General features: G+C 71.0%; 18 protein-coding genes. 11 read left to right on the forward strand and 7 right to left on the reverse strand.

The window, feature by feature from the left end; translation table 11 throughout:
- The first annotated feature begins 202 nt into the window (after positions 1–202).
- Together TN53_RS08765 and TN53_RS08770 are read left to right on the forward strand one after the other, a co-directional pair.
- A complete protein-coding gene (locus TN53_RS08765) occupies positions 203–1,228 on the forward strand; it encodes an ATP-binding cassette domain-containing protein (RefSeq protein ID WP_046257848.1) in 1,026 nt (341 codons plus the stop codon).
- Positions 1,225–2,055, forward strand: a complete 831-nt coding sequence (locus tag TN53_RS08770) for an ABC transporter permease (RefSeq protein WP_046257849.1) — start codon at positions 1,225–1,227, stop codon at positions 2,053–2,055. Before TN53_RS08765 ends, TN53_RS08770 begins: the two co-directional genes overlap by 4 nt.
- Before the next feature lie 23 nt (positions 2,056–2,078).
- Here the strand turns inward: TN53_RS08770 and TN53_RS08775 are convergent, their stop codons facing one another.
- Together TN53_RS08775 and TN53_RS08780 are read right to left on the reverse strand one after the other, a co-directional pair.
- The gene (locus TN53_RS08775) at positions 2,079–5,444 is read right to left on the reverse strand and encodes an AfsR/SARP family transcriptional regulator (protein WP_046257850.1); all 3,366 of its coding nucleotides are present in this window, start codon (positions 5,442–5,444) and stop codon (positions 2,079–2,081) included.
- Positions 5,445–5,520: 76 nt separating this feature from the next.
- On the reverse strand, positions 5,521–6,150 hold the full coding sequence (locus tag TN53_RS08780) for a DUF6578 domain-containing protein (protein ID WP_046257851.1): 630 nt from the start codon (positions 6,148–6,150) through the stop codon (positions 5,521–5,523).
- A gap of 104 nt (positions 6,151–6,254) precedes the next feature.
- Here TN53_RS08780 and TN53_RS08785 point away from each other — a divergent pair, with 104 nt between their 5' ends.
- Entirely contained in the window at positions 6,255–7,052 is a 798-nt protein-coding gene (locus TN53_RS08785) for a site-2 protease family protein (protein WP_046257852.1), read from the forward strand.
- Here the strand turns inward: TN53_RS08785 and TN53_RS08790 are convergent.
- Together TN53_RS08790 and npdG are read right to left on the reverse strand one after the other, a co-directional pair.
- Positions 7,042–7,278 (reverse strand): hypothetical protein, encoded by a 237-nt coding sequence (locus TN53_RS08790; protein WP_234441530.1) that lies wholly within the window; start codon positions 7,276–7,278, stop codon positions 7,042–7,044. The two genes, TN53_RS08785 and TN53_RS08790, sit on opposite strands and share 11 nt — an antisense overlap.
- A 4-nt stretch (positions 7,279–7,282) precedes the next feature.
- Entirely contained in the window at positions 7,283–7,987 is a 705-nt protein-coding gene (gene npdG / locus TN53_RS08795) for an NADPH-dependent F420 reductase (protein WP_046257854.1), read from the reverse strand.
- 189 nt (positions 7,988–8,176) lie between these two features.
- Between npdG and TN53_RS08800 the strand changes: the two genes are divergently transcribed.
- The gene (locus tag TN53_RS08800) at positions 8,177–8,779 is read left to right on the forward strand and encodes a hypothetical protein (RefSeq protein WP_046257855.1); all 603 of its coding nucleotides are present in this window, start codon (positions 8,177–8,179) and stop codon (positions 8,777–8,779) included.
- 405 nt (positions 8,780–9,184) lie between these two features.
- Positions 9,185–10,498 (forward strand): MFS transporter, encoded by a 1,314-nt coding sequence (locus TN53_RS08805; RefSeq protein ID WP_046257856.1) that lies wholly within the window; start codon positions 9,185–9,187, stop codon positions 10,496–10,498.
- Here TN53_RS08805 and TN53_RS08810 read toward each other — a convergent pair whose 3' ends face one another.
- Positions 10,499–10,729: a hypothetical protein gene (locus TN53_RS08810; RefSeq protein WP_046257857.1), complete on the reverse strand. Its 231-nt coding sequence runs from the start codon at positions 10,727–10,729 to the stop codon at positions 10,499–10,501. It abuts the gene before it with no gap.
- A 58-nt stretch (positions 10,730–10,787) separates the two neighbouring features.
- On the opposite strand from TN53_RS08810, the gene map reads away from it, so the two are divergent.
- Both map and TN53_RS08820 read left to right on the forward strand, forming a co-directional pair.
- On the forward strand, positions 10,788–11,645 hold the full coding sequence (gene map / locus TN53_RS08815) for a type I methionyl aminopeptidase (protein ID WP_046257858.1): 858 nt from the start codon (positions 10,788–10,790) through the stop codon (positions 11,643–11,645).
- 114 nt (positions 11,646–11,759) lie between these two features.
- Entirely contained in the window at positions 11,760–12,407 is a 648-nt protein-coding gene (locus tag TN53_RS08820; protein ID WP_046257859.1) for a heme oxygenase (biliverdin-producing), read from the forward strand.
- Here TN53_RS08820 and TN53_RS08825 read toward each other — a convergent pair.
- The gene (locus TN53_RS08825) at positions 12,404–13,048 is read right to left on the reverse strand and encodes a PhzF family phenazine biosynthesis protein (protein WP_046257860.1); all 645 of its coding nucleotides are present in this window, start codon (positions 13,046–13,048) and stop codon (positions 12,404–12,406) included. The two genes, TN53_RS08820 and TN53_RS08825, sit on opposite strands and share 4 nt — an antisense overlap.
- 491 nt (positions 13,049–13,539) lie before the next feature.
- On the opposite strand from TN53_RS08825, the gene efeO reads away from it, so the two are divergent.
- The 4 genes from efeO to TN53_RS08845 are packed head-to-tail and all read left to right on the forward strand — an operon-like array spanning position 13,540 to position 17,791.
- Complete coding sequence (gene efeO, locus TN53_RS08830; protein WP_046257861.1) at positions 13,540–14,700, forward strand: iron uptake system protein EfeO; 1,161 nt, start codon at positions 13,540–13,542, stop codon at positions 14,698–14,700.
- A gap of 13 nt (positions 14,701–14,713) precedes the next feature.
- Positions 14,714–15,952: an iron uptake transporter deferrochelatase/peroxidase subunit gene (efeB, locus tag TN53_RS08835; RefSeq protein WP_046257862.1), complete on the forward strand. Its 1,239-nt coding sequence runs from the start codon at positions 14,714–14,716 to the stop codon at positions 15,950–15,952.
- A gap of 2 nt (positions 15,953–15,954) precedes the next feature.
- Entirely contained in the window at positions 15,955–16,827 is an 873-nt protein-coding gene (efeU, locus tag TN53_RS08840) for an iron uptake transporter permease EfeU (RefSeq protein ID WP_046257863.1), read from the forward strand.
- On the forward strand, positions 16,787–17,791 hold the full coding sequence (locus TN53_RS08845; RefSeq protein WP_095046378.1) for a hypothetical protein: 1,005 nt from the start codon (positions 16,787–16,789) through the stop codon (positions 17,789–17,791). The genes efeU and TN53_RS08845 overlap by 41 nt, the downstream gene beginning before the upstream one ends.
- A 67-nt stretch (positions 17,792–17,858) precedes the next feature.
- Here TN53_RS08845 and TN53_RS08850 read toward each other — a convergent pair whose 3' ends face one another.
- Positions 17,859–18,587: a bifunctional DNA primase/polymerase gene (locus tag TN53_RS08850; protein WP_046257865.1), complete on the reverse strand. Its 729-nt coding sequence runs from the start codon at positions 18,585–18,587 to the stop codon at positions 17,859–17,861.
- Positions 18,588–18,597 lie beyond the last annotated feature (10 nt).

Here is an 18,597-nt window from a genome sequence, read left to right on the forward strand (position 1 = left end):
CCGGTCTTCCCCCGCCGGCGGGCTGCTCCGCTTTTTGCGCCTAAACCGGCGCCGCTCTCGCGGATGTGGTTGCTCACCGTCGTGGTTGCTCAATTGATGGTTGCGGCGGTCGTCGGGGAAAGAATCGGCGCTGTCGGTCGGCTGTCGGTGGTGTCGGTGACTTGTCGGTGGTCTGTCGGTCGGGGCTGACACCGTCTTGCCCATGACGCGAATCGACAAGAACCCCAGCGGCGCCGACATCGCCGTGACCGTGCGGGGGCTGGTGAAGCACTACGGCGACACCAAGGCGCTGGACGGTGTGGACCTGGATGTGCGGGAGGGGACCGTGATGGGGGTGCTCGGGCCCAACGGGGCCGGGAAGACCACCCTCGTCCGCATCCTGTCCACCCTTCTCGCCCCGAACGCCGGACAGGCCACCGTCGCCGGCTACGACGTCGTACGCCAGCCCCGCCAGCTGCGCAGGGTCATCGGCCTCACCGGCCAGTACGCCTCCGTCGACGAGAAGCTCCCCGGCTGGGAGAACCTGTACATGATCGGGCGGCTGCTCGATCTGCCCCGCAAGGAGGCCCGCCGCAGGGCCGACGAACTGCTGGAGCGCTTCTCGCTCACCGAGGCCGCCAAGCGGCCGGCGAGCACGTACTCCGGCGGTATGCGGCGACGGCTCGACCTCGCCGCGTCCATGATCGGCCAACCCGCCGTCCTCTTCCTCGACGAGCCGACCACCGGCCTCGACCCCCGTACCCGCAACGAGGTGTGGGACGAGGTCAAGCGGATGGTCGGGGACGGGGTCACCGTCCTGCTCACCACGCAGTACATGGAGGAGGCCGAGCAGCTGGCCGACGAGCTCACCGTCGTCGACCGCGGCAAGGTCATCGCCGGCGGCGGCATCGAAGAGCTGAAGGCCAAGGTCGGCGGGCGGGCCCTGCGGGTACGGCCCGTGGATCCGCTGCAGCTGCGGCCGCTCGCCTCCTACCTCGACGGCCTCGGCATCACCGGCCTCGCCACCACCACCGTGGACTCCGACGCCGGCTCTCTCCTGGTGCCGATCCTCAGCGACGAGCAGCTGACCGCGGTGGTCGGCGCGGTCACCGCGCGCGGCGTCACGATCTCCTCCATCACCACCGAACTCCCCAGCCTGGACGAGGTGTTCCTGTCCCTCACCGGCCACCGCGCGAGCGCCCCGCAGGACGCCGTGCCCGCCGACGACCGCGAGGAGGTCGCCGTATGAGCGCCGCCACCGTCACCACACCCGTCTCCACCTCCGCCTCCGACGACGTCCGCATTCCGCTGCGCGGCCATCTGCGGCACACCAGCGCCCTCATCCGCCGCAATCTGCTCTGGATCCGCCAGGACCCGGAGTCGATGGCCGACGCGCTGCTGATGCCGGTCATCTTCACGCTGCTGTTCGTGTTCGTCTTCGGCGGCTCGATCGGGCAGGCGCTGGGCGGCGGGCAGGACCAGTACGTGCAGTACGTCATCCCCGGCATGATCGCGATGATGAGCATGACGCTCTCGCAGGGCGTCGGCACCGGCTTCAGCCAGGACTTCAACTCCGGTGTCATGGACCGCTTCCGGTCCCTGCCGATCGGACGCGGCTCGGTGCTCTTCGCGAAGATCTCCGTCGAACTGATGCGGATGCTGTTCGCGACCGCCGTGCTGATGATCGTCGCCGTCCTGGTCGGGTTCGACATCACCAACTGGACCGGACTGCTCGCCACCGTGGCCCTGTCCACGGCGTTCGCCTCGTCGATCATGTGGGTGTTCCTCACCCTGGGCGTGATCATGAAGAGCGCGCAGTCCGTGCAGGCCATGGGCTTCCTGGTGCTGTTCCCGCTCCAGTTCGGTTCGTCGATCTTCGCGCCGACCGGCTCCATGCCGGGCTGGCTGCGGGCCTTCACCGACTACAACCCGCTGTCCACGCTCGCGGACGCGGCGCGCGGACTGATGGTGGGCGGCCCGGTCGCCCACGACCTGTGGGTGACGCTCGCCTGGTCGGTGGCGATCACCGCGATCATGGCGCCGGTCGCGATCCACAAGTTCAAGACCAAGAGCTGACGTTCGCCTTTCGTCGGTGCGCGTCAGATCAGGGCGGTGGCCTCCGTGGGGGAGAGGCCACCGCCCTCCGCGTACGCCGCCTCGAACGCCTCGTCGCCGAGCGCGGCGCGCGCATGGCGCTCGGCCCGGCTGAACGTCTCGCGTTCTATGGAAGTCGCGACATGGCCATGCGGCAGCATCGCGCGCGCGGCCCCGAGGATGCGGGCCGCGTCACGGGGCTCGTTCTTGCCCTCGGGTGCGGCCACGGCGATCGCCGCGATCGACAGGTACAGCGGTCGCATGAACGGGGCGATGGCCTCGGACAACGGGTCGTCGGCCCTCTCCAGGGCCTGCCGGGCCTTGTCCAGGCAGGCCTCGTAGCAGCCGTCGGCCGCCTCCATCCAGGCCTCCGAGCCGAGGATGAACGCGTCGAAGACGACGAAGTGGGCGATGTTGAACTCCCCGCGCAGCAGCCGCAGTTGCTCGCGCGCCTCCAGGGTCCGGCCGGTGAAGGAGAGATGCGCGGCAAGGAACATCCGGGCGGCGGGCAGAGCCCCGTTGACCCCGCCCTCCTGCTGAGCGATCACCTCACGCAGGATCCGCTCGGCCCGCTCGCTCTGGCCCGCCTCCATGAGCGCACTGCCGAGCCGGGCGCGGAGCACCGCGTTCTGGGCGCGGGCGCCGAGCCGGTCGGCCTGCTCCATGGCCGCCTCGTAGTCGGCGGCGGCCTCCAGCCAGGCGCCCGCACGCTCCCGGGCCTCACCGCGCGCGGACAGTGCCTCCGCGGTGCCCCACGCGTCTCCCAGGGACTGGAAGATCTCCAGCGCCTCGTCGGCGTCGCGCGTCGCGTCGCCCGCCCAGTCGGCACGGTTCGCGAGGACGTTGGCGCGGATCTGGAGGGTGCCGGCGAGCTCCCACTCGGTCCCGGGCGTCGCACGGCAGGTGCGGACGGCGGCGTCGAGGATCCCGGCCAGCCGCTCCGCGCCGCCGCTCAGCATCACGGCGTAGAACCAGAGCATGCCCGGGGGACGGCAGACCTGCGGCAGGCCGGGTTCGTAGACCTCGGTGATGATGCGCAGCTTCTCCTTGGCCTGAGGGGTCTCCCAGGCGTCCAACTCCGTGTCCATGCAGGCCAGATGGGAGAGGTGGATACCGCGCCGGGCCTCGGCGAGGAGTTCGCCGGTCAGCGGGGGCGGGGAGTCGGTGCAGCGCTGGTGGACCGGGGCCGCGCGGCGCACCGGCTCGGTGAACGGGTCGGCGCCGAGGGCCATGATCTCGCTGTACCAGTTGCGGGCCTCGATACGGACGTCACGCAGCTGCCAGTACCAGCCCAGCGACAGCCCCAGACACAGCGCCTCCTGCTCGTCGTGCTCGGCAATGGCGTGCCGCAGGGCGGTGCGCAGGTTCTCGTACTCGCGCTCCAGCCGTTCGATGGCGAGGAGTTGGCCCGGCCCGCGGAGCAACGGGTCGGTGGTGCGGGCGAGTTCGCGGTAGTACGTCAGATGCGCACGCTCCGCCTCCCCGCGCCGGCCGGTCTCGTCGAGCCGCTCGCCCGCGTACTCGGCGACGGTCTCCAGGAGCCGGTAGCGCATCTCACCGCCCTCGCCCGAAGGCGCGGCGACGACCAGGGACTTGTCGACGAGCGAGCCCAGCGCCTCCAGCGCGACGGGACCGCACACGGCCTCGGCGGCGGCCAGGTCGCAGCCGCCGGCGAAGACCGACAGCCGCCGCAGCACGTCCCGTTCGTCCTCGTCGAGCAGTTCCCAGGACCAGTCGACGACGGCCCGCAGGGTCTGCTGGCGGGGCAGGACGGTACGGCTGCCGGAGGTGAGCAGCCGGAAGCGGTCGTCGAGCCGGTCGGCGATCTGACGTGGCGTCAACATGCGGAGCCGGGCCGCCGCGAGCTCGATGGCGAGCGGCAGTCCGTCCAGCCGCAGGCAGATCTCGGCACAGGCAGCGGCGGTCTCCTCGTCGGCCTCGACCCGGAACCCGGGCCGGGCCGCCGCCCCGCGATCGGCGAGCAGCCGCAACGCGACGGGCTCGGGCAGCGGCTCCACGGGCCGCAGCAACTCCCCCGGCACGCCCAGGGGTTCACGACTGGTGGCCAGCACCGTCAGCTGCGGGCAGCGCGCCAGCAGCTCCTCCACGAGCCGGGCGGCGGCGTCCACGACATGCTCGCAGTTGTCGAGGATCAGCAGCATCCGGCGTTTGCCGCAGTGCTCCGCGAGCCGCTCCACGGGGTCGGCGTGCCGCTCGTTCCCGGCCCGCATCGCCTCCGCGCCCGCGCCGTACAGCACGGTCTCCCGGGCGCCGACGGCGGTCAGCACGGCCTCCGGCACCCCCTCCGGATCATCGACCGGAGCGAGCTCGGCCAGCCACACCCCGTCCCGCGCCGCGTACCGCACGGTCTCGGCCGCCTCCTGCGACAACCGCGTCTTCCCAGCACCCCCGGGCCCGAGCAGGGTCACGAGCCGCGCCGCCACGAGGTCGCCGCGGATCGCCTCGATGTCGGTCTCACGGCCGACGAAGGAGGTGAGACGGGCGCGGAGATTACCGAGGGAGACGGGCTCGGTGCCTGCGGGAGCGGGCTCGACGGAGGGCGCCCGCGAGACCCGGTCGCCGTCGACGTTGACTGCGGAAGCGGCCGGACCCGCCGCGCCCGAGCCCTGCCCGCCCGACACCCCCGGTCGCAGCAACTCCCCGTGCAGCACCCGAAGTTCCGGCCCGGGATCCGCCCCCAACCGCTCGGCCAGCACACGTCGTACGTCCTCGTAGGCCGCCAGCGCCTCGGCCGTGCGGCCCGCGTCGCGAAGGGCACGCAGGCGCAGGGACTGGAGGGGCTCGTCCAGCGGGTGACTGTCGCACAGCGCGGTCAGTTCCGGGAGGGACTGGTCGGCGTGGCCGAGGGCGAGGGCGGCGGTGTGGCGGGCGCGCAGGGCGTCCAGACGCCGGGTCTCCCAGCGGGCCGCCTCGGCGGTGCGGTCGGGCAGGTCGGCGAGGACGGGGCCGCGCCACAGGGCGAGGGCGTCGTCGAGGGCGCCGGCCGCCTTCGCGGCGTCGCCGTCGGCGAGCGCGCGCGTGCCCTCGCCGGTCAGCCGGTCGAAGCGGTGCAGGTCGATGTCGTCGGGCGCGGCGACGAGCCGGTAGCCGCCGTCCGCGGAGGCGACCGCGTCCGCGCCGAGGGCCCGCCGCAGCCGGCCCACCAGCGCCTGCACCGCGCCCTGCGCGTCGACGGGCGGGTCGCCGTCCCACACCTCGTCGACCAGCAGGCGCACGGCGACCGTACGGCCGGGCCGCAGCGCGAGCACGGTCAGCAGCGCACGCAGCCGCGCGCCGCCGACGGGGAGCGGGGTGCCGTCGGGACGGAGTACCTGGGTGGTGCCGAGGATGCGATAGCGCACGGGGTCCATTGTCTCTGGTGGGTTCGGGGGCAGTCACGGGGATCGGGCATGGGCGGGCGCCGTGTCGGTCGCGGCGGCCGGCGGATCAGGTGGGCCGGCCCCGCACCGTGCTGAACGTCTGCAGCAGTGCCGCCGGCGGGTGCGCGTCGATGCCCTCCGTCTCGGCGCCGGGAGGTGCGTCCTCGGGCAGGCCGCTCGCCCTGCGTAGGGCGTGGGACAGCCCGGAGTCCGTGTCCGGAACGTCGAGGGTGACCACGGCACCCGCGTCCGAGCGTCGGCTCCGCTTTCCTGTCGCGCTCTCGGCGAACCACTTCGGGCACCGGTCCACCGCCCGCAACCACCGCTCCTGCGGCACCGGCCACCACGTTTCCGAGTCCGGCGGCTGAACGTACCCCTGTGTCAGCACCTGGAGCGCCCGTACCCGGCCTCGCACCTCGGGCAGTTCGGCGCCGTGCGTCTCGACCGTGAGCAGGCCGACCAGCCGGACACGGTCCCCCGAGCGCTGCCGCACGGCGACCTCCAGGCCGTTCTCGTCCCGCAGCACCCCGCCCTCCACCGGCCCCACGACCTCGGTCAGCTGATCGTGCCAGCCCCCACCCAATACCAGACCGCTCTCACTCAGCAGCAGCGGCCAGCTCACCTCGTCCCCCACCGAGAACGGCGTACCGCAGCACTCCATCTGCCAGTCCTCATAGAACACATGCCAAAGCCCCATGACCCCACCTTCCATGGAACCGATCAGGTACCGCGAGACGTTTTCGTCGTACGCCCGGTACGGTCGGGCAGTCCCAGAGCGTGTTCGAGAGTCGGGGGAACCCCATGACCACCACAGCCGCCCGCAACAGCGACCGGCGGATCAGCCCTGTCTTCGTGGGCATCCTGGCCGTCACCGCGGTGACCGGCTGGGCCACCTGGACCGGGTTCGCCGAGCAGCCCGGCGTGGCCGTGTTCCTGTTCGTGACCGCCGCCTGGATCGTGTCCCTGTGTCTGCACGAGTACGCACACGCGCGTACCGCCCTGCACAGCGGTGACATCTCCGTGGGTTCAAAGGGTTACCTCACGCTCAATCCTCTGAAGTACACCCATGCGCTGCTCAGCATCGTCCTCCCCGTCCTCTTCGTGATCATGGGCGGGATCGGTCTGCCGGGCGGTGCCGTCTTCATCGAGCGCGGGCGGATCCGGGGGCGCTGGAAGCACAGTCTGATCTCGGCGGCCGGGCCGCTCACCAATGTGCTGTTCGCGATCGTGTGCACGGCCCCGTTCTGGCTGGACGCGCTCGACGGGGTCCCGGCGGACTTCCGGTTCGCGCTGGCCTTCCTCGCCCTGCTCCAGGTGACGGCCGCGATCCTGAACTTCCTGCCGATTCCGGGCCTGGACGGCTATGGCGTCATCGAGCCCTGGCTGTCGTACAAGATCAAGCGCCAGGTGGAGCCGTTCGCGCCGTTCGGCCTGCTGTTCGTCTTCGCGCTGCTGTGGGTGCCGGCGGTCAACAGCGCGTTCTTCGACGTGATCGACTCGATCCTGGCCTCGCTCGGCATCAGCGACTTCCAGACGTACTGCGGTCAGGATCTCTACCGCTTCTGGCAGACGAGCGACTTCTGCTCGGTCAGCGGGTGACGGACTTCTCCATCCTGGCGCGCTTCACGTAGTACCAGCACATGTTGCTGGACAGCCCCACGATCAGCACCCACACGATCCCCAGGAAGCTGCCCCGGGCGAAGGACACGACCGCTGCCGCCACGGCGAGGAGACAGACGATCAGGGCGTAGAGGGCGAGGCGGGGCATGGGAGCGGCTCTCCTGTCGGGGGGACACTGGTGACGTCGTCGTCCAGTGTCCCCCATCGGCTCATACGTCCGTGACGCGCAGACCGGCGTGCGCCTTGTACCGGCGGTTCACGGAGATCAGGTTGGCGACCAGCGACTCGACCTGGTGGGCGTTGCGCAGGCGCCCCGCGAAGATGCCGCGCATGCCGGGGATACGGCCGGCCAGGGCCTGGACGATCTCGACGTCGGCGCGTGCCTCGCCGAGGACCATCACGTCGGTGTCGATCTCGTCGACCTCCGGGTCCTCCAGCAGGACCGCCGAGAGGTGGTGGAAGGCGGCGGTGACCCGGGAGTCCGGCAGCAGGGCGGCGGCCTGCTGGGCGGCGCTGCCCTCCTCGGGCTTCAGCGCGTAGGCGCCCTGCTTGTCGAAGCCGAGCGGGTTGACGCAGTCGACGACCAGCTTCCCGGCCAGTTCCTCGCGCAGCGACTCCAGTGTCTTGCCGTGGCCGTCCCAGGGCACGGCGACGATCACGATGTCGCTGCGGCGCGCGGTCTCGGCGTTGTCGGCGCCCTCGACGCCGTGTCCGAGCTCGTCGGCGGCGGCCTGGGCGCGGTCGGCGGCGCGCGAGCCGATGATCACCTTCTGGCCGGCCTTGGCGAGCCGGTAGGCGAGGCCCTTGCCCTGGGGGCCGGTCCCGCCGAGCACGCCGACGACGAGCCCGGAGACGTCGGGAAGGTCCCAGGGGTCCTTCGCGGGGGCCTTCTGTGCACTGTCGGTAGAGGTCATGGGCCGACTTTACGTGCGCCCCGCGCACCCCGTCCGGTCAGGTGAGCCGCGTCACGGACACCCGCCGGAAGCCGATGTCGATGTGCCCCCGCCCCCGCGGAAGGCCGACAGCTCTTGCTATGCCTGGTTCGGGCGAATTCGTGGTGAACTCCGGGTCATGAGTGGCCGCTTGCGGCAGGATGCGGCCCCATGGACGCCGTACGTGTCGCGTTGCTGCGCGAAGTGCTCGCCGGGACCGAGTGGTTGGGGGCGACCCGGAAGTTCGCCGGGGTGCTGCGCGGCTCGGTGGTCTCGCACGGCGGTGGCCTGCTGCTGGTCGGCACACCGGAGTACGAGCCGTGGCATCTGGCGGCTCATCTGGTGGACGAGGCGGCCTGGTCGGGCACACCGGAGCTGGCTCCCACCCTCGTACGACATGAGGCGCAGCCCTCGGACCCGGCCCATCTGGCCGTCGGCCTGGGACGGTTGGCGGCGGCGCGGCGCGGGGAGACGCTGCTGGTCGTGTCGCCCGAGTCGCCGGGCGCCCCGCTGCTGGAGCGGGTGCACGACGCCCGCCGCGCGGGGGCGACGGTCCTGGCGCTCGGCCCCGACGAGGGCGACCTCGCGGCCATGGCCCACGAGTCCCTCACCGTCCCCGAGGGCACGGACCTCGACCTGGACACCGTCCAGCACCTGGTGAGCGCGGCGGCCGGCGAGAACGCCCTGCCGACCCCCCGGGCCCGCCGACGCTTCCGGGACCGCCTGTCCCTCCTGACGGACCAGCTGACGGCTCCGCCGCCGGCGCGGTGGTAGCGGGGCGAGGGAGGTGCGAGTGCGCGCGGGCACGAAGGCCAACCGCTCGCGCGCCGGGGGAGGCAACCAGCGGTGGGGGCCGTGCGAGGCGGTCGCTGACGCACTGTGTATCAGCACCCCTGCAGGTCAGACGGACGGCACCGCGCCGCAGAAGGCGGCCACCGGCTACACGGGGGTCGCCCGCGCGGCACCCAGTGGGCGCCCTCGCAAGGCCGGCCGGCGGTCGCCTCCTCGCCACGGGCAACGGACGCCGATGCGGGTCGAGCGGCGGTCGCCCTCACGACACCGACGACGCCCGCCCGCGCGACGCCGCCCGGGCCCCGCCGCCTGCTCCCTGTCCGGAAGTGCTCACGCGCCCGGAAATTCGGTTGCCCGGGCCGTCGCCCCACCCGACCATGGCCCCTCGTGACCGACGACGACGCCCCTCCTGCCCGCCCCTCCCGCCTGCGCTCCGTCCTCCCCGACCTCACGCCCTGGCTGGCCTCCGCCGACTTCCGGCGGCTCTGGGTGTCGGGGCTGATCTCGAACTTCGGGAGTTTCCTGACGTTCGTCGCGCTGCCGGTGCAGATCAAGGAGCTCACGAACTCCGCGGCGGCGGTCGGGGCGATCGGCGCGGTGGAGCTCGTACCGCTGATCGTCTTCGGGCTGTACGGCGGTGCGCTGGCCGACGCGCTCGACAAGCGCGGGCTGATCATCTGGACCGAGGCCGGGCAGGGTCTGCTCAGCGCGGTGCTGCTGGTGAACGCGCTGATGCCGAACCCGGCGGTGTGGCCGCTGTATCTGGTCGCCGCCCTGTCCTCCGCGCTCGTCTCGGTCCAGCGGCCCGCGCTGGACTCGCTGTGGCCGCGGATCGTGGCTCATGAGCATCTGCCGGCCGCGGCCTCCCTCAACACCTTCCGCTGGACGGTCGGCGGGGTCGCGGGCCCGGCGGTGGCGGGTGTGGTGGTGGCGTACGCGGGGTTCGGCTGGGCCTATGCGGCGGACCTGCTGACCTTCGTGATCTCGGTCGCCCTCATCGTCCCGATCGCCTCCTCCCCCGCCGCGCACGAGGCGGCGAGACCGTCGCTGAAGGCGATCGCGGAGGGCGCCCGGTACGCCTGGAGCCGCAAGGAGCTGCTCGGCACCTACGCCGTCGACCTGGCCGCGATGTTCCTGGCGATGCCGCTGGCGTTGCTGCCGTTCCTCGCGGACGAGCTGGACGCCGAGTGGGCGCTGGGTCTGATGTACGCGACGGTCCCGCTCGGGGCGCTGCTGGTGAGTGTGACGAGTGGCTGGACGGCGCGGATCCACCGGCACGGAAGGATGGTGGTGTTGTCGGCCGCGTTGTGGGGCGTGGCGATCGCGGCGGCCGGGCTCGTCGGCAACCTGTGGCTGGTGCTGTTGTTCCTGACCGTGGCGGGCGGCTGCGACATGGTCAGCGGGATCTTCCGCGGGGTCATGTGGAACCAGACGATTCCGGACGAGCTGCGGGGCCGGCTCGCCGGGATCGAGCTGCTGTCGTACTCCGTCGGTCCGACTCTGGGCCAGGTCAGGTCGGGCGGTTTCGCCGCGTGGTGGGGTGTGCGGACGTCGGTGTGGTCGGGCGGTGTGCTGTGCGCGGGCGCGGTGGGCCTGCTGGCCCTGTGTCTGCCGAAGCTGATGACGTACGACGCGCGGACGGACGAGCACGCGGCGCGGGTGCGGAAGCAGCGGACCGCCGCCGCACCCACGGGCGCCTGATCAGTCGTCGTCGCTGCGGCGGGCCGAGGCGTCGTGCCACTTGGGGTCGTTCTCCCACTCGAGGTTGCGCTCGCGGGCGGTCTCCATCGCGTGCTCGGCCTCCTGCCGGGAGGCGTACGGCCCGAAACGGTCCTTGCCGGGGCAGTCCGGCCCCTCCTCGACCTTCTTGTGCTCCAGGCAGTAGTACCACTCGCCCGGTTTGCCGACCGTGCGCTTCTTGAACAAGGCCATGACCAGCTCCTCTCGCCACCGACATGTTCCCCCACAGCGGCTCGTTAGACTCGCTGGCATGTCTGGCCAGTCGCTGCTTGTACCAGGGGAGCTGTCCCCCACCCGTTCCGTGCCCGGAAACATCCGTCGTCCTGAGTACGTCGGCAAGCCGGGGCCGACGCCGTACACCGGACCGGAGGTGCAGACTCCGGAGACCATCGAGGCGATGCGGATCGCCGGCCGGATCGCCGCGCGGGCGATGGCGGAGGCGGCGAAGCTGATCGCCCCCGGTGTGACCACCGACGAGCTGGACAAGGTGGCGCACGACTACATGTGCGACTACGGCGCCTACCCGTCGACGCTCGGCTACCGCGGCTTCCCCAAGTCGCTGTGCACCAGTGTCAACGAGGTGATCTGCCACGGGATCCCGGACTCGACGGTGCTGCGGGACGGCGACATCGTCAACCTCGACGTGACGGCGTACATCGGCGGGGTGCACGGCGACAACAACGCGACGTACCTGGTCGGGGACGTCGACGAGGAGAGCCGGCTGCTGGTCGAGCGGACGCGTGAGTCGCTGGAGCGCGCGATCAAGGCGGTCCGGCCGGGGCGCCAGATCAACATCATCGGCCGGGTCATCGAGTCGTACGCCAAGCGCTTCGGGTACGGGGTGGTGCGGGACTTCACGGGGCACGGGATCAACTCGTCGTTCCACTCCGGGCTGATCATTCCGCACTACGACAGTCCGCACGCGACGACGGTCATCCAGCCCGGCATGACCTTCACGATCGAGCCGATGCTGACGCTGGGCACCCATGAGTACGACATGTGGGACGACGGCTGGACGGTCGTCACGAAGGACCGCAGGCGCACGGCGCAGTTCGAGCACACGCTGGCGGTGACGGAGAGCGGCGCCGAGATCCTGACGCTGCCGTAGCAAGCCCGTGGACCCGTCGCCTGCTGGGGGCGGGTCTTTTCTTGTACGCTTTTACCGACAGGGCGTCGGCAAACCTATTGACTTAGGTAAGCCTTACCTTGGAGGATGCACGGCATGGACTCCTTCTCGACAGTGATCCGCACCGCGTCCCATGAGCAGCACGTGGAGGCGGAGACCTCGTCGTTCATGAGCGACCTGCTCGGCGGCAGGCTGGGCGTGGACGCGTACACGCGGTACACCGAGCAGCTGTGGTTCGTGTACGAGGCGCTGGAGAGCGGGGCCGAGCGGCTGGCCGCGGATCCGGTGACCGGGCCCTTCATCCGGCCCGAGCTGTACCGGCTGGGCGCGCTGGAGCGGGACCTGGAGCATCTGCGGGGCGCCGACTGGCGTACGGGGCTGACCGCGCTGCCGGCCACGCAGGCCTATGCGGACCGGGTGCGGGAGTGCGCCACCGAGTGGCCGGCCGGTTACCTCGCCCACCACTACACGCGCTACCTCGGCGACCTCTCCGGCGGCCAGATCATCCGCGACAAAGCGGAGCGGACGTGGGGCTTCGAGCGCAAGGGTGACGGAGTGCGCTTCTACGTCTTCGAGGGGATCGCCAACCCCGCCGCGTTCAAGCGGGGTTACCGGGAGCTGCTGGACGGGGTGCAGGCCGACGACCTGGAGAAGCAGCGGATCGTGACGGAGTGCAAGAAGGCGTTCGCGCTGAACACGGCGGTCTTCCGCGCCCTTGACCAGGAGTTCCCCCTGAGCGCCTAACGCTCCAGGTACACCCGGCCGCCGATCTCCACCCAGCCGCCGGGCTGGGGAGCGGTGAGGATCTGTGAGCCCGCGCCCTGAGTGATGTTCAGGGCGCGACCCAGCCGTTCGGTGAGCAGAAGGGCGGCGGCGCCGGTCGCCTCGTCCTCGTCGATCCCGTCGTCACGGCCGGGGAACGCCCGCGCGCGCACCCGCCCCGCGGGCTCGTCCTCCCAGGCCCAGGCGTAGATCCACTCCCCCTTCGGCGGCACGTCCAGGTCGTCGACCTCGGCGGCCGTCGCGTACCGCCTGAGCGTCCGCGGCGGCGCCCACTCCGCCCGTGCCTCGATCCAGCTGAACTCGCCGTCGAGCCGGGCGCCCACGACGCCGGCCGGGGTGACCAGCTCCGGCACGTCGAGCAGCCATGCCGTGCCGACACAGGGGTGACCGGCGAAGGGCAGCCGCAGCGTCGGCGTGTAGATGTCGATGACCCCACGCTCCGGGTCGTCCACGAACACGGTCTCACTGAACCCGAGCTTCCCGGCGAACAGTTGCCGCTCCTCGCGGTCCGGCATCACTGATCCCTCGCGTATGACGCCGAGTTCATTGCCGTATCCGCCGTTCGGCGCGCAGAAGACGCGCAGTACGTCGTAGTCAGTCACGGGGGAATTGAAGCATCGCGCGGTCGGCGAGGTCGTCCCAGGCCCTGGCCCCGCCGGGGAGGGGCCGGAGGCCGGCGGGGGCCACGCCGTACGCAAGCGAGGCGACCAGCTCGGCGTGCCCCTGTTCCACGGCGGCCCGTTGGCGTGCGTGGCCCGGATCGCCGGTCGGGTCACCGCCGACGGGGCGCAGAGGAGATCTTCGGCGAGCGGCTGCTGTCGGAGGTGTACGACCAGCCCGTGGAGGGTGTTTCCGCACCCTCGGACGGGGGCGCTGCTCGTAAACCCTGAGCGGGACCTTTGAATCTCCTTTGACTGTTACTTGGGGTCCGTTTTGAGTCACCGTGATCGGGTCGTGCTCTTACACCGTCTATGAGAGGTGAATCACGGAACGGCGGGGTATCACGCAGGTAAGGCTCGGATAAGTTAGGCGAGCCTCACCGAACTGTGTGAGCCCTGTCACGTGATTTTTCAGCCATCGCCCGGGAGCCCGCATGCGAGCCGCCAGACTCTCCGCAGTCACCGCCACCGCCACCGTGGCGGCCTTGACCGCCCTCACCGGGTGCACCGAGAAGGGCGGCTCCGGGGGCAGCGACCGCGTCATCGACGTGACCGCCACCGACAGCAAGTGCGACGTGTCGAAGAAGGAGTTCCCGGCCGGCCACGTCGAGCTCGCCATCGAGAACAAGGGCTCCAAGGTCACCGAGGTCTACATCCTCTTCCCGGACGACCGGGTCGTCACCGAGCGCGAGAACATCGGCCCGGGCACCAAGCAGACCGTCACCGCCGAGGTGAAGGCCGGCGACTACACGATCGCCTGCAAGCCCGGCATGAAGGGCGACGGCATCCGCCAGGACGTCAAGGCCACCGGCGGCACCGCCGCCAAGCGAGACCCGCGGCTCGACAAGGCCGTCGCCGCCTACCGCACATACGTGCAGGCGCAGGCCGACGAGACGCTGCCGCTCGCCGAGACCTTCGCCAAGGCGGTCAAGGACGGGGACCTCGAGGCCGCGAAGAAGGCCTACGCCCCCTCCCGTATCGGCTGGGAGCGCACCGAGCCGGTCGCGGAGTCCTTCGGTGACATCGACCCGAAGGTCGACGTCCGCGAGGACGGTCTGGAGGACGGCCAGGACCCGGAGAAGGACTGGACCGGCTGGCACCGCCTGGAGCGCTCGCTCTGGAAGGACAAGAAGCTCACCGCCCGTGACTCCGAGCTCGCCGACCAGCTGATCACCGACCTCAAGGACTGGCAGAACCGGGTCGGCAAGGCCGAGATCACCCCGACCTCCATGGCCAACGGCGCCAAGGAGCTCCTCGACGAGGTCGCCACCGGCAAGGTCACCGGCGAGGAGGAGCGCTACTCGCACACCGACCTCGTCGACTTCAAGGCCAACGTCGAGGGCGCCGAGAAGTCGTACGAGCTGCTGAAGGCGGTCGCCAAGGAGAACGACGCGGCCCTCACCACCGAGCTCGACAAGCAGTTCGCCGCGCTCGACACGCTGCTCGACCAGTACCGCGCCGACAAGTCGTCGTACGACTTCACCTCGTACGACAAGGTCGGCGAGGCCGACCGCAAGGAGCTGTCGGACGCGGTGAACGCGCTCGCGGAGCCGCTGTCGAAGCTGGCCGCCGCCGTCGTCACGAAGTCTTCCTGAGGCAGGAGCAGCCATGACGGACGCAACTCCCTCCCGCCGTGCGCTGATCGGCTGGGGCGGTGCCGGGCTCGCGCTCGGTGCCGCCGCGGCCGGCGGGGCGGTGGCGATGACCCAGGCCGGCAACGACGTCGATCCGGCTGCCTCCGAAGCGGGCGCCGCTGTCGAGTTCCATGGTGACCACCAGGCCGGCATCTCCACCCCCGTGCAGGACCGGCTGCACTTCGCCGCGTTCGACGTGAAGACCGAGGACCGCGCCGAGTTCGTGCAGATGCTGAAGGACTGGACGGCGGCCGCGCGGCGGATGACCGGCGGGCAGGCGGTCGGCGAGGGTGCCTTCGGCGGGCTGGCCGAGGCGCCGCCGGACGACACCGGTGAGGCGCTGGGGCTCAAGCCCTCGCGGCTCACCCTCACCATCGGCTTCGGGCCGTCGCTGTTCCGGAAGTTCGGGCTCGAAGGCGAACAACCCGAGGGTCTCTTCGAGCTGCCCAAGTTCGCCGGGGACGCCCTCGACAAGAACCGCAGCGGCGGCGACCTGTGCATCCAGGCCTGCGCCGACGATCCGCAGGTCGCCGTGCACGCCGTCCGCAACCTGGCCCGTATCGGCTTCGGCAAGGTCGTCATCCGCTGGTCGCAGCTCGGCTTCGGGAAGACCTCGTCGACGACGCCGCAGGAGCAGACCCCGCGCAACCTCATGGGGTTCAAGGACGGCACCCGCAACATCGCGGGGACCGAGACGGACCGGCTGAAGAAGTTCGTGTGGGTCTCCGACCAGGAAGGGCCCGACTGGATGGTCGGCGGGTCCTATCTCGTCGCGCGCCGTATCCGGATGCACATCGAGACCTGGGACCGCACCTCCCTGCAGGAGCAGGAGGACATCTTCGGCCGTGACAAGGGCGAGGGCGCCCCGGTCGGCAAGGCCAAGGAGCGCGACAAGCCGTTCCTGAAGGCGATGCTGCCCGACGCGCACGTCCGGCTCGCGCACCCCGACTCCAATCACGGGGCGACGATCCTGCGCCGCGGCTACTCCTTCACCGACGGCACGGACGGGCTCGGGCGGCTCGACGCCGGGCTGTTCTTCCTCGCGTACCAGCACGATGTGCGCAGGGGGTTCGTGCAGATCCAGCGCAACCTCGCCCCGGACGCGCTCAACGAGTACATCCAGCACGTGGGTTCGGCGGTCTTCGCCGTCCCGCCAGGCGTCCGTGACAAGGACGACTGGTGGGGCCGCACGCTGTTCGCCAGGGAGGCGTAGCCGTGTTCAGCAACTATCTGATCGGTCTGCGCGAGGGCCTGGAGGCCTCTCTCGTCGTCTGCATCCTCATCGCCTATCTGGTGAAGACGGACCGCAGGGACGCGCTGAAGCCCATCTGGATCGGCATCGCGGTCGCGATCGCGATCGCGCTCGGCTTCGGCTGCGCGCTCGAATTCGGCTCCCAGGAGCTGACGTTCAAGGCGCAGGAGGCGCTCGGCGGCTCCCTGTCGGTCCTCGCGGTCGTCCTGGTGACGTGGATGGTCTTCTGGATGCGGCGCACCGCCCGGCATCTGAAGGCGGAGCTGCACGGCAAGCTGGACGCGGCCCTGCGGATGGGCACCGGCGCGCTGGTCGCCACCGCGTTCCTCGCGGTCGGCCGGGAGGGTCTGGAGACGTCCCTGTTCGTGTGGGCGTCGGTGCACGCGGCCGGTGACGGGACGCCGCGCCCGCTGATCGGGGTGGGGCTCGGCATCGCCACGGCGGTCGTGCTGGGCTGGCTGTTCTACCGGGGCGCGTTGAAGATCAACCTCGCCAAGTTCTTCACGTGGACCGGTGGCATGCTGGTCGTCGTGGCGGCGGGTGTGCTGGCGTACGGCTTCCATGATCTCCAGGAGGCCGACTGGCTGCCGGGCCTGAACGACAAGGCCTTCGACATCTCCGGGGCCATCCCGCCGGACAGTTGGTACGGCACCCTGCTGAAGGGCGTCTTCAACTTCCAGCCGGACCCGACCGTGCTCCAGGTCACGGTGTGGCTGCTGTACCTGATCCCGACGCTCGCACTGTTCCTCGCCCCGGTAGGGTTCGCCTCCGGGAAGGGGAAGGTGAAGGCATCCGATGAGCAGGAATCGCAGCCCTCGAAGGCTTCGCAATCTTGACCGGAGGGTGCTGATAGCGGCCTCGGTGACCGCTTTGTCGCTGACGGCGAGCGGGTGTGTGGTGGTCCACGGGGAGCGCGAGGTGCTCCCCGCGACGACCAAGGCCGAAGCCGCCGAGGCACTCCGGGAGTTCACGACCGCGTACAACAAGGCCGACAAGGCGTACGACAGTTCCCTGGACGCGGACCACGTCACCGGCCCCCTCGCCGACATCGACGCGGCGCGGCTGAAGGCGGGCAGGGCCAACAGCCCGCAGGGCAACACGGCGCACACCCCGCTGAAGCTGTCCGACGCGAAGTACACCATCCCCAAGAAGGCGGGTTGGCCGCGCTGGTTCGTCGCCGACACCGCCGCGAACAAGGGCGGCACCGCGCGCTGGCTGTTCGTGTTCACGCGCGACGGCCTGGACGAGCCGTTCCAGGTGGCGTATCTGACGCTCGTCGCACCGGACGACGTACCGCAGTTCAAGACGGACACGGACGGCTGGGCGGAGGCCGTCCCAGCGAACTCGACGGAACTGTCCGTCGCCCCGCGGCAGTTGAGCCAGGACTACGCGACCTATCTGGAGAGCGGCGAGGGGAAGACCTTCGCGGCGGGCGCGCACACCAGCGGATGGCGCACGCAGCGCACGAAGGACGCCAAGAAGCCGGGACGGGCCACGCAGTACATCGACGAGTCGCTGACGAGCGGTGACTACGCCCCGCTGGCGCTGCGCACGAAGGACGGCGGCGCCCTGGTGTTCTTCACCACGCGGCACTTCATGAAGCAGACCGCCTACGCGGGCACCACGCTCCCCGACCAGAACGCGGCCGTCGACGCTCTGACGACCGGCGAGGTCAAGCAGTCGCTGACGATGGAGTTCGTCTCCAACGAGGTCGCGCTGGACCCGGCGAAGGGTGCGGACGGCGCGCAGGTGTCGGTGCTGGGGCGGATCCAGGGACTGACGGCGGCGAAGGGCGAGTAGCCCCTCGTTCCCGAGTAGCCCCCCTCGTTCCATGAGGAGGTGCCTCTTCTTCCGAGGAGGAGGTGCTTCAGCCGCGCGAGGGCCAGGCCGTGGCGACGTGGTCCCGGTCCTCGCCGGCCCAGCGGGCGCCGGCGTCGGTGAGGATCTCCAGCAGGCTCAGCGGGTCGGGCAGGGGGTGCTCCGGGCCGCGTACCCAGTGCACGGACTGTCCGTCACCGGGCAGCCGGGCGGGCGGTACGAGGACATAGGAGCCGCGGCAGTGCCAGCGAAGCCCCGGATGCTCGTCCATCGTCTCGGGGTGGCAGTCCAGCTCGCACGGCCACCACTCGTCCTCGTCCTCGGGGGTGCCGCGGGTGAGGGTGAAGAACATCAGCCGGCCGTCGGTCTCGGCGACCGGGCCGACCTCGATACCGGAGGCGAGCAGCCGCTCCAGGGCCTCGCGGCCGGCGTCGAGGGGCATGTCCAGGACGTCGTGCACCATGCCGGTCGCGGTGATGAAGTTGGCCTGCGGCTGGTGCCGGGCCCAGCGCTCGATCTGGGTGCGGTCGGTGGTGGACTGCGTCTGCCAGGCGAAGGAGACGGGGTGCCGGGCGGGCGTGGGACAGCCGATGCGGTCGCAGGAGCAGCGGTAGCCGGCCGGGTGCGCGGCGGGCGCGAGGGGCAGTCCCGCCCCGGCGGCGGCCAGCAGCAGGGCCTCACGGCCGCCGTCGTCGACGGCGTCCTTCGGGCGGCGTCCACGCAGCCACTGGGTGAGTTTGCCCTGCAGGCCGGTCCGGCCGCCGAACTCCTGGCTCATGTATCGCCTC

The organism is Streptomyces sp. WM6386 (genome assembly GCF_000972385.1).
Taxonomy (GTDB): domain Bacteria; phylum Actinomycetota; class Actinomycetes; order Streptomycetales; family Streptomycetaceae; genus Streptomyces.

Bases quoted from the DNA above. Each gene is read 5' to 3' on its own strand.
- TN53_RS08785 (WP_046257852.1), top strand. From the start codon at position 6,255: ATGACCACCACAGCCGCCCGCAACAGCGACCGGCGGATCAGCCCTGTC.
- TN53_RS08765 (WP_046257848.1), top strand. From the start codon at position 203: ATGACGCGAATCGACAAGAACCCCAGCGGCGCCGACATCGCCGTGACC.
- TN53_RS08770 (WP_046257849.1), top strand. From the start codon at position 1,225: ATGAGCGCCGCCACCGTCACCACACCCGTCTCCACCTCCGCCTCCGAC.
- map (WP_046257858.1), top strand. From the start codon at position 10,788: ATGTCTGGCCAGTCGCTGCTTGTACCAGGGGAGCTGTCCCCCACCCGT.
- TN53_RS08800 (WP_046257855.1), top strand. From the start codon at position 8,177: ATGGACGCCGTACGTGTCGCGTTGCTGCGCGAAGTGCTCGCCGGGACC.
- npdG (WP_046257854.1), bottom strand. From the start codon at position 7,987: ATGACCTCTACCGACAGTGCACAGAAGGCCCCCGCGAAGGACCCCTGG.
- TN53_RS08850 (WP_046257865.1), bottom strand. From the start codon at position 18,587: ATGAGCCAGGAGTTCGGCGGCCGGACCGGCCTGCAGGGCAAACTCACC.
- TN53_RS08845 (WP_095046378.1), top strand. From the start codon at position 16,787: ATGAGCAGGAATCGCAGCCCTCGAAGGCTTCGCAATCTTGACCGGAGG.
- efeO (WP_046257861.1), top strand. From the start codon at position 13,540: ATGCGAGCCGCCAGACTCTCCGCAGTCACCGCCACCGCCACCGTGGCG.
- TN53_RS08775 (WP_046257850.1), bottom strand. From the start codon at position 5,444: ATGGACCCCGTGCGCTATCGCATCCTCGGCACCACCCAGGTACTCCGT.
- efeB (WP_046257862.1), top strand. From the start codon at position 14,714: ATGACGGACGCAACTCCCTCCCGCCGTGCGCTGATCGGCTGGGGCGGT.
- TN53_RS08810 (WP_046257857.1), bottom strand. From the start codon at position 10,729: ATGGCCTTGTTCAAGAAGCGCACGGTCGGCAAACCGGGCGAGTGGTAC.
- TN53_RS08820 (WP_046257859.1), top strand. From the start codon at position 11,760: ATGGACTCCTTCTCGACAGTGATCCGCACCGCGTCCCATGAGCAGCAC.
- TN53_RS08790 (WP_234441530.1), bottom strand. From the start codon at position 7,278: ATGGGGGACACTGGACGACGACGTCACCAGTGTCCCCCCGACAGGAGA.
- TN53_RS08780 (WP_046257851.1), bottom strand. From the start codon at position 6,150: ATGGGGCTTTGGCATGTGTTCTATGAGGACTGGCAGATGGAGTGCTGC.